The organism is Actinomadura sp. 6K520 (genome assembly GCF_004349245.1).
In the GTDB taxonomy this organism is placed as follows: domain Bacteria; phylum Actinomycetota; class Actinomycetes; order Streptosporangiales; family Streptosporangiaceae; genus Spirillospora.
Genome location: NZ_SMLC01000224.1, coordinates 1 through 9,656, shown reverse-complemented (window position 1 = coordinate 9,656; position 9,656 = coordinate 1). Strand labels below are relative to the sequence as shown.

Genomic DNA, 9,656 nt, shown 5'->3' with positions numbered 1-9,656 from the left:
CCGTCACCCTGACCACCCCACCGCCAACGCCATCGCGCCCGCCAGCGCCATCCCCACCGCCCGGGCTCGGCCTGGCCGGTGGGTGGAGGCCGGCTTGGCATGTCACGGGGCGTTTCATTACGATCCGTAGCCGTTCCTGCGCGCCCACCGCAACGGGATGGCGCATCCCCCCGAGAGTCCGGAGCCGGCATGAGTGGTTTCAAGAAGTTCCTCCTTCGCGGCAACCTCGTCGAACTGGCGGTCGCGTTCGTCGTGGGGGCCGCGTTCGCCGGCCTCGTCAAGGACTTCGCGGCTTCGTTCATCTCCCCGCTGATCGCCCTGCTCGGCGGCGAGCCCGACTACACGGACCTGGCCGTGACGATCAACGGCACCGAGTTCCCGTACGGGATCTTCCTGACCTCGGCGATCGCGTTCACCATCACGGCGGCGATCGTCTACTTCCTGGTGGTGCTCCCGACGACCAAGCTGATCGAGCGGCTCGACCGCGCCAAGGAGGCCACCGAACGCGACTGCCCGCAGTGCCTGAGCGCCATCCCGCTCAGGGCCCGCCGCTGCCGCCACTGCACCGCCGAGGTGACCCCCGCCACCGAGACCCCCACGGCCACCTAGAGGCACTCACCCCGCACCGCGTTCTTCCGGCAGGTGGGTTACTCGTAGTCGCCTTCGGTGCCGAATTCCCAGTGCCAGGGCTCGAAGGGATTGCTGTAGGCCCACGCCGGGTGGTACCACCCGTACTTCTCGGCGTTGGCCTCCATCCAGTTGAACTGGATGGAACCCGAGCTCTGGATGCCGCCGCAGAGGTCGAGGGCCTGCCCCTTGCCGTGGTTGCTCGTCCCGGGGACGGCCGCGAAACCGGGCCTCCGCGCGTAGACCGCGTGCTGCTCGGACAGGCTCCGGTACGCGTCGGTGACGCACATGTCGCGGCCGAACCGGCGCTTGTAGGCGGCGTTCAGCTTGTAGAAGCCGAGCGCGGCGTCCGCGCGGAGGCGATGCCCCTTCTGCGGCAGAGCGCAGAGGTACTTCGACGGGATCAGCCCGTTGGGGAACTGCTTGGCCTCGGTGGCGAGGCCCTCATCGCACTTGAGCTGCAGCCGCTTCAGCCGGCTCACCGACAGCTTGTCGAGCATCGTGTTGAGCTGCTTGGTGAGCTGCGCCGACTTGGTCTTCAGCCCGGCCACCTCCTGCTGGAGGCGGGTCTGCTCGACCGCGTTGCGCGACTGCAGCTCCTGGGCGGTCGAGGCGAGGCGCTTGCGCCGCGACTGCAGTTCGTCGGCACGGTCCACAAGTGCCTGCTGCGACCTGGCGAGCAGCGTCACGTCCGCCGTCGAACGCAGCGCCTGGCCCGGATCGCCGCCGCCGAAGATGGACATCGACCCGACGGCCCCGCTCTGCTGGTAGGAGCTGTTCGCCAGCCTGGCCAGCGGCTCGCGGATCCGGTTCAGCTCCGCCTCCGCCACCGCGAGGTCCTTGAGCGTGCTGCGCAGCTTGACCTGGGAGGCCGCGAGGTCCTTCTTCCGGGCCTGCATCTGCTTCGTGGCCTTCTCCAGCTCGCTGCTGGCCTTCGACGCCTCACGGCGCAGCGACTCCACGGTGTCGGCGTCGGCCGCGACGGCGACACCGTGCGGTGAGAGCATGGTCATCACCAGGAAGACCGCGGTCAGCGCCGCCGACCGGGGGTTCGGCACGGTGGTTTTCCTCCTGATGCCCGAATGCGGAACAGCGGCAGAACGGTACTACACGTTCTACGATCACCTGCGCGTAATCGGTTCAGCGGCCACGGTGACCATCGCGATCACGGGTATCGTCGCACCACCGGCGCATCCACCAGACGTCCTGCCATTCCGGCGGACACGGCCTCCTCGTCCTGGAGCGGGACGGCGTCGGAGTCGGAGCGGGCTTCGTCCTGCTCGGCGTGGTCCGGGGGACGGGGGCCGGCGTCGGCGGTTCCTTCGTCGCCACCTGCGGATCCGCCTCGGGCAGCACGTACTCCCCGTACGTCGGCTCGGCCCCGGGGATGACCGGCACCTGCTGCTGCACGGAGGTGGCCGCCGTCTGCGGCTGCTCGTCCGCCGACTCACCGCGCACCCCGAAAACGATCAAAGCGGCCGCGACCACGAGCGCGCCGGAGACGGCGGCGACAACGAGCCTCCGCCTGCCGCCGGGCGGGCGGTCATCCACCTCGTCTTCGGCAGACCTGCCACGGGGCTGCCCACGATGCCGACCCTTCACGGCACCGAAGCGTACAGACCGGGGCCCCACCTGGCCTAGAGCCCAGCCGCCCCTTAAGAGGGAGCGCGCAACGGGTTCCGTCCCCTACCCTGTAGGTGCCGTCCGCTACGCTCTTGCCGCGAGCGACGACATGCCTCCGTAGCTCAGGGGATAGAGCACCGCTCTCCTAAAGCGGGTGTCGCAGGTTCGAATCCTGCCGGAGGCGCCCAGGCAGTGCCAGGTCGCGATTGCCGCACCTGGCCTTCCGTGCTTCAGCCGCACTCCCTCGCCGACTCGTCAACCGACCCGTGACGCCCTGACGGAGGCGTCCAGAGCGGCCGGTGCCCCTGAGAAGTCAGGCGGGGGTTTTGGTCTGCAGGGTTTTCAGGGCCTCCAGTAGGTAGTCGCGGAAGGCCGGGTGGTTCTCGCTCATCGGGAAGTGGCCGATTCTCTCCATCTTGATGAAGGTGGCGTTCTGGATCGCGTCGGCGGTGCGGGCGCTGTCCTCCGGGGTGGTCAGGTAGTCGTACTCGCCGGTGAGCATCACCACGGGGCAGCGGTCGCCGTCGATCTTGTCCAGGTCCTCGCGGAGATCGTGGTCGACGGAGTAGAAGTGCAGGTCGCCCTTGAACGCTTCGGAGCCCTGGGAGTAGTAGAACCAGGTCTTCCAGCGGTCGGATTCGGGTGACTGGGGGGCCATCAGGTCCCATACGCCGCTCGCGCAGACCTGGGCCGCGTTGGCGTGCGGGTGCTGCCACCAGTCGAGGTAGAAGCCGGGTGAGTAGTCGGCGCCCTCGACCGACAGGACGCCCGCGAAGCGGTCGGGATGGCGCAGGGCCAGCTGGAGTGCGACGTTGCCGCCGAAGGAGGAGCCCATGAAGATCGGGTCCTCGAGTTCCAGGGCGTCGCAGAGGGCGACGATGAAGTTGACGAAGTGGTCCGCGGTGAGCTTGTACTCCTCCTTCCACCACTCGGTGTTCTCCGGCGGGTCGGACTTGCCGTGGCGGGGCAGGTCGTAGGCGATCACGCGGTGGTTCGCGGTGATCTCCGCGTCCTCCAGCAGGCCGCGCCACTGGTGGTTGTGGCATCCCGCGGTGTGCTGGCAGACGAGGGGCTGCCCGGTGCCGTTCTCCAGGTAGAAGACCTTGTACTCCAGGCCGTCGACCTCGACGGTCACGTAGTGCCCGGTGACCGGGGAAATCCTGCTCACGATGCTCTCCTTCCTCAGACCGGTGAGCCGACGACGCGGAGCAGTTCGATCTGCCGGGTGATGCAGCGCAGGTTCTGCATGAGGACCAGGACGTCCCCTTCCAGCCGCATGTCGCGCTGGAAGCTGGCGGCCCAGATTCCGTGGTGCATCGGCGCCGGCACGGGCTCGCCGAAGCCGCGCCAGGTGTCGGCGCTCGCGCGGATCGCGAACTGGTAGGGCACGTCGAGCGGGCCCGGGTCCGGCGTGACCTCCGTGACCCGCCCTGACTCCACCTTGATGGCGTAGCCGCGCTCGGTGGCGTCGAGGAGGTAGGTGCAGGTGAAGTACTTTCCGTGGGCCTGGATCTCGGGATCGTCGTTGCTGGCCGCCGCGAAGGCGTCAGCCCACTCCTGGGCCGGCCTGGCCTCGGGTGGTGCGGTCATGGTCAGGGCTCCTCCCCGCGCTGGGTGCCTCAGCCGTCGGCGGACGCCATACCCGGCCGATAGCGACACACGGGGAGTCGAGGTCAAATATCTGGTCAAAGTGGGGCATTTCGTCGCTTCGTCCGGGGTGATCTCCAGGCGCTACCGTGTTGCGGTCTCGGTCGGGCCGCCCACGGTCCGGGCAGGGACGGGGCAGACGTCGTGCAACGCGCTCGGATCGACGGGGAAGGACCGGGGCTCAGATGTCCGAACGGGTGCTCGCCGGTCGGTACCGCCTCCGGGAACGGCTCGGGAGCGGCGGCATGGGCACGGTCTGGTCGGCCGTGGACGAGACGCTGCGCCGCACCGTGGCGGTCAAGGAGATCGTCTTCCCGGCCGTCCTCACCGCGGAGGAGCGCCGTGTGGCGACCGGGCGGGCGCAGCGGGAGGCGCGGGCGGCGGCGCTGATCGACCATCCCGGCGTCATCACCGTGCACGACGTGGTGATCGAGGACGAGCGCCCGTGGATCGTCATGGAGCTGGTGGGCGGCGCGTCCCTCGGCGAGGTGCTCCGGCGGGACGGCCCGCGCACGCCCCAGGCGGCCGCCCGGATCGGCCTGGAGGTGCTGGACGCGCTGGAGGCCGCGCACGAGAAGGGCATCGTGCACCGGGACGTCAAGCCCGGCAACGTGCTCCTCGCCGAGGACGGCCGGGTCGTCCTGACCGACTTCGGCATCGCGAGCATCGAGGCGGACCCGGGCCTCACCCGCACCGGGACGTTCGTCGGTTCGCCCGGCTACATCGCCCCTGAGCGGCTGCGGGAGCGACCGGGCGGCCCCGAGTCCGACCTCTGGTCGCTCGGCGCCACCCTCTACACGGCGGTCGAGGGAAGGCCGCCGTTCGAACGGGACGGTTCGATGGCGACGCTCGGTGCCGTGCTGACCGAGGAACCGGCGCCGCCGCGGCGGGCCGGGTCGCTTGCACCGCTGCTGTGGTATCTGCTGCAGAAGGAGCCGTCCTCGCGGCCGAACACCGAGGACGTGCGGCGGGTTCTGCGGAACGTGTCCGCCGGGCTGCCGTCCGGGCTGCCCGGTGCCGCCCCGATGCCTCCGCCCGCTCCCCCGAGGAAAGACCCTCGGCGGATCTGGATTCCCATCGCGGCAGGCGTCGCTTTGGTCACGTCCGGCACCTTGTTCATCGGCACTTTGGCCGTCAGAGCCTCCGATGGGGACGACAAGCCCCGGGCGCCCCAGGGAGCGGCGGCGCCGTCCAGCCCGCGGGCCACCCCGCCCGCGACACCGTCCGCGACGCCGTCCTCGCCCGCGCTCGATCTGTGCGGCCTCCTCACCAGGCAGCAGATAAGCCGGTTGCTCCGGCAGGGGAGACCCGAGATCGAGGAAGACGAGAAATCCTGTGGGTGGGCCGCTTCGAAACGCGGAGTCGCGATCACCGATCTCGGCCGTGCGACCGGTGCCCCGCCGCCGCGGTCGCCCGCCGAAGCGCACAACAGATTCGTGAGCACGAAGAACGCGGCCAGGCCCGGGGTCCATTACTGGGGATGGCCCGAAATCGACGTCGACCACGTGCGGGCACGGAAAACCGGGGCGCAGACCCTCACCGGGGTCGGCGACGAAGCCTTCTCCTACACTTCCACGGGCCTGTCGAAGACCATGGACATCTCCGGTGTCGTGCTCCGCGTGAAGAACTCGGTGCTGCGGATCGAGCACATGTACGAGCGCGGCACCGCGTCTCCGGGTGAGGCGCACGAGGCGGCGCGCCGGATCGCGCGGGCGGCGGCGTGACCGCGCCGCCCCGCACGCTCGCCGGCCGCTACCGGCTCGTCCGGCGCCTCGGTGAGGGCGGCATGGGCGTGGTCTGGCTCGCCCGCGACGAGCTGCTCGGCCGGGACGTGGCGGTCAAGGAGCTCCTGCTCCCCGGCCAGCTGAGCCCCGAGCAGCGCGACCAGGCGGCACAGCGCGCCCTGCGCGAGGCCAGGGCGGCCGCATTGCTGCAGCACCGGTCGATCGTCACCGTGCACGACGTCGTGGTCGAGGGGGGCGGGCCGTGCATCGTCATGGACCTGCTTCCCGGCCGCTCCCTGGACGCGGTGCTCGCCGACAGCGGCCCGCTGCCGCCCGGGCGGGTGGCACGCATCGGCCTGGAGATCCTCGGAGCCCTCCGCACCGCCCACGCCCAAGGGGTGCTGCACCGGGACGTCAAGCCCGCCAACATCTTCCTCCGCGAGGACGGGCGCGCCGTCCTCACCGACTTCGGCATCGCCGCGCTTGAGGGCGAGGCGACGCTCACGCGACCGGGCTCGCTGATCGGGTCCCCGGCCTACATGGCGCCTGAACGGGTGCGGGACGACCTCAGCGGTCCCGCCTCCGACCTGTGGTCCCTGGGGGCGACGCTCTACGCCCTGACCGAAGGCCGTCCGCCTTTCGCCCGCGGCAGCATGATGGGGACTCTCGGGGCCGTCCTGACCGACGCGCCGGATCCGCCCCGCGCCGCCGGGCCGCTCGAACCGCTGCTGAGACGGCTCCTGGTCAAGGACCCGGCCGCGCGTCTCGACGCGGAAGCGGCCGAGGCGTACCTGCGTGCCCTGGTGACGGGCGAGCGCACGGCTCCTCCCCCGCTGCTCGACCCGCCCACGTCGCCCCGTCCCGGCCATGACGGACGTCCCACCGTGCCCGCCGGGCCGCCGCGGACCGCCCGGCCGTGGATCATCGCGGCCCTCGTCGGCACGGTGGCGACGGTGGTGGTCGCCGTGACCGTCCTGGTCATCGCGCTTCGCGATCCGGCCGAGCCGCCGGCACCGGTGACGCGGGAGACACCGTCCTCGTCCCCGGGCACGGCCGAACCGGTACGTTTCGCGACCGCGCCCTCCCCGTGCGGGCTCATCAGCGCCGAGCAGGCGGGCGGGCTGGTGCGCACCTTCCACAACCACGCCGACGAGAGCCCCGACCCGGCCACGGGACAGCCGCGCAAGGAGTGCGTCTGGCAGACCTCCCCGGTCGCGGAGGGGGACGAGCGGCTCCGGCTCACGCTCCGCACCGCGGCGAGCACGGCCGCGGCCCGCGGGCTGCTGGCCGCGGAGCGGGCCGGCGCCACCGAGCCGGTCACCCCGCTCCCCGGCCTCGGCGAGGCCGCCTTCGCGACGACCGGCCCGGACGGCGACTCCGTGGTCTTCTTCGGCGTCGGCAACCTGGTGTCCGAGATCCGGTACGGCACCGGACGGGGACGGCAGGGCGAACTGGCCCTCAAGGCGGCGCGGTGGGCCCGCACGTCCATCGAACGCTCCTGAGAACCGGCGCCGTCCGGCTTTTCTCCGGCGGCCGGTGAAATCCGGCGGGCGGCCTTTCATTGGAGCGGGCCTCGTTCGGGCTGGTCGCCCGGGTGATCCCCCGGGCGGCGATGGTGCGCGGTGAAACACGTTGACGAGTCGAATCGCTTCGATCACCCTCCTGGGCAGCGGTGTCGCCGATCTGGAGGGCTTGTCCGATGCGAAGATCGTTCACTCGTGCGGCGGGGGCCGTCGCGGTCACCTTGGCGCTGGTCGCCGGGCCGGTGGTGGGGGTGGCGACCGCCGCGCCCAGCGCACCGGCCGCCGAGACCTATGCCTGGCAGAACGTGCGGATCGACGGGGGCGGATTCGTCCCCGGGATCGTTTTCAGCCGCAAGGAGAAAGACCTCGTCTACGCGCGCACGGACATCGGCGGGGCCTACCGGTGGGACCAGCCGGGAAGGCGGTGGGTGCCGCTGCTGGACTGGGTCGGCTGGGACAGGTGGGGGTACAACGGCGTGATCAGCCTGGCCGCCGACCCGGTGGACGCGAACCGGGTCTACGCGGCCGTCGGCATGTACACCAACGACTGGGATCCCAACAATGGCGCGGTGCTGCGCTCGTCCGACCGGGGCAGGACGTGGCGGGTCGCGGAACTGCCGTTCAAGCTGGGCGGCAACATGCCGGGACGCGGAATGGGCGAACGGCTCGCGGTCGATCCCCATGACAACCGGGTGCTCTACCTGGGGACGCCCGAGGGCAACGGGTTGTGGCGGAGCACCGACCAGGGCGCGACCTGGGCCGAGGTGAACAGCTTCCCCAACCCGGGCGACTACGCCGACGATCCCGGCGACGGCAGCGGCTACGGCAGCCACCGGCCCGGCGTGGTCTGGGTGACGTTCGACGAGAGCGACGGCACGGCGGGCGCACCGACCAGGACGATCTACGCCGGCGTCGCGGACAAGGAGAACACCGTCTACCGCAGCACCGACGCGGGCGCGACCTGGGAGCGGGTGCCCGGCCAGCCCACCGGTTACATCGCGCACAAGGGCGTGCTGGACGCGGCCAACCACGTCCTCTACATCGCGACCAGCGACACGGCGGGCCCGTACGACGGCGGTAAGGGCGACGTGTGGAAGCTGGACACGCGCTCGGGTTCGTGGACGCAGATCAGCCCCGTGCCATCGAGCAGTTCCGACGCGTACTTCGGCTACAGCGGCCTGACGATCGACCGGCAGGACCCCGAAACGCTGATGGTCGCCACGCAGGTGTCCTGGTGGCCCGACATGGTCATGTGGCGCAGCACCGACGCCGGGGCGTCCTGGACGCGCATCTGGGACTGGACGAGCTACCCGGACCGGAGTTTCCGCTACACCCACGACATCTCGGAAGTGCCCTGGCTGACGTTCGGGGCGAACCCGTCGCCGCCCGAGGTCGCCCCGAAGCTCGGCTGGATGAACGAGTCGGTGGAGATCGACCCGTTCGACTCCGACCGGCTGATGTACGGGACGGGCGCGACGATCTACGGCACCGAGGACCTCACCCGGTGGGACGCGGGCGGCCAGATCGGGATCCGGCCGATGGTGCGGGGACTGGAGGAGACCGCCGTCCTCGACCTGGTCAGCCCGCCGTCCGGCGCACCGCTGATCAGCGGGCTCGGCGACATCGGCGGGTTCCGGCACGCCGACCTCGGGTCCGTGCCGCGGACGATGTTCACCCAGCCCGTGTTCACCAGCACCACCAGCCTCGACTACGCCGAGGCCGACCCGGGCGTGGTCGTGCGGGCGGGCAACTTCACCGACTCCGACCGTCCGAACGACAGCCACGTGGCGTTCTCGACGGACGGCGGGGCGAACTGGTTCCAGGGCACCGAGCCCGGCGGCGTCAACAACGGCGGGACGGTCGCCGCCGCAGCGGACGGCGGCCGTTTCGTGTGGGCCCCCGGTGACAGCGGCCAGCCCGTCGTCCACTCGGTGGGGTTCGGCACCAGCTGGAGCCCGTCGACCGGTGTGCCCGCCAACGCGATCGTCGAGTCCGACCGGGTGAACGCGAGCAAGTTCTACGCGGTCTCGGGCGGCCGCTTCTACGTCAGCACCGACGGAGGCGCGTCGTTCGCGGCGGCGGCGTCCGGGCTGCCGTCCAGCGGTGTCCACTTCAAGGCGGTGCCCGGCGAGGAGGGCGACATCTGGCTCGCGGGCGACACCGGCCTGTTCCGTTCGACCGACTCGGGCGCGAGCTTCACCAAGATCTCGAACATCTCCGACGCCGTGAACGTGGGCTTCGGCAAGGCCGCCCCGGGCGCAAGCTATCAGGCGGTCTACCTGATGGGGACGGTCGGCGGCGTGACCGGGCTGTTCCGGTCGAACGACGCGGGCGGTACCTGGACGCGCATCAACGACGACCAGCACCGGTACGGCAACGCGGGCGAGGCCCTCACCGGCGACCCCCGCGTCTACGGCCGCGTCTATCTCGGCACGAACGGCCGCGGCGTCATCTACGGTGACACGTCCGACACCGCGCCGACGACCCCACCCACCACCGACCCGCCCACGAC

General features: G+C 71.0%; 8 protein-coding genes and 1 tRNA gene. 5 read left to right on the top strand and 4 right to left on the bottom strand.

All coding sequences use genetic code 11. The features are described from left to right. Positions 1-189 precede the first annotated feature (189 nt). On the top strand, positions 190-609 hold the full coding sequence (locus E1289_RS33645; RefSeq protein WP_131987533.1) for an MscL family protein: 420 nt from the start codon (positions 190-192) through the stop codon (positions 607-609). Between the two features lie 38 nt (positions 610-647). Here E1289_RS33645 and E1289_RS33640 read toward each other — a convergent pair whose 3' ends face one another. Together E1289_RS33640 and E1289_RS33635 are read right to left on the bottom strand one after the other, a co-directional pair. Continuing rightward, on the bottom strand, positions 648-1,685 hold the full coding sequence (locus tag E1289_RS33640; protein WP_131987531.1) for a D-alanyl-D-alanine carboxypeptidase family protein: 1,038 nt from the start codon (positions 1,683-1,685) through the stop codon (positions 648-650). Positions 1,686-1,767: 82 nt separating this feature from the next. Next, on the bottom strand, positions 1,768-2,178 hold the full coding sequence (locus E1289_RS33635) for a hypothetical protein (RefSeq protein WP_131987529.1): 411 nt from the start codon (positions 2,176-2,178) through the stop codon (positions 1,768-1,770). A 183-nt stretch (positions 2,179-2,361) separates the two neighbouring features. On the opposite strand from E1289_RS33635, the gene E1289_RS33630 reads away from it, so the two are divergent. Continuing rightward, positions 2,362-2,434 (top strand) — tRNA-Arg (locus E1289_RS33630). Between the two features lie 129 nt (positions 2,435-2,563). On the opposite strand, the gene E1289_RS33625 is transcribed toward E1289_RS33630, so the two are convergent. Together E1289_RS33625 and E1289_RS33620 are read right to left on the bottom strand one after the other, a co-directional pair. Next, on the bottom strand, positions 2,564-3,418 hold the full coding sequence (locus E1289_RS33625; RefSeq protein ID WP_131987527.1) for an alpha/beta hydrolase: 855 nt from the start codon (positions 3,416-3,418) through the stop codon (positions 2,564-2,566). Positions 3,419-3,432: 14 nt separating this feature from the next. Further along, the gene (locus E1289_RS33620; RefSeq protein WP_131987525.1) at positions 3,433-3,840 is read right to left on the bottom strand and encodes a hypothetical protein; all 408 of its coding nucleotides are present in this window, start codon (positions 3,838-3,840) and stop codon (positions 3,433-3,435) included. Positions 3,841-4,082: 242 nt separating this feature from the next. Here E1289_RS33620 and E1289_RS33615 point away from each other — a divergent pair, with 242 nt between their 5' ends. From E1289_RS33615 to E1289_RS33605, 3 genes are all read left to right on the top strand, one after another. Beyond that, positions 4,083-5,621 (top strand): serine/threonine-protein kinase, encoded by a 1,539-nt coding sequence (locus tag E1289_RS33615; protein ID WP_207929322.1) that lies wholly within the window; start codon positions 4,083-4,085, stop codon positions 5,619-5,621. Next, entirely contained in the window at positions 5,618-7,123 is a 1,506-nt protein-coding gene (locus tag E1289_RS33610; RefSeq protein WP_131987523.1) for a serine/threonine-protein kinase, read from the top strand. Before E1289_RS33615 ends, E1289_RS33610 begins: the two co-directional genes overlap by 4 nt. Before the next feature lie 197 nt (positions 7,124-7,320). Next, the coding region (locus E1289_RS33605) for a xyloglucanase (protein ID WP_243713319.1) at positions 7,321-9,656 on the top strand (2,336 nt) is incomplete at its 3' end.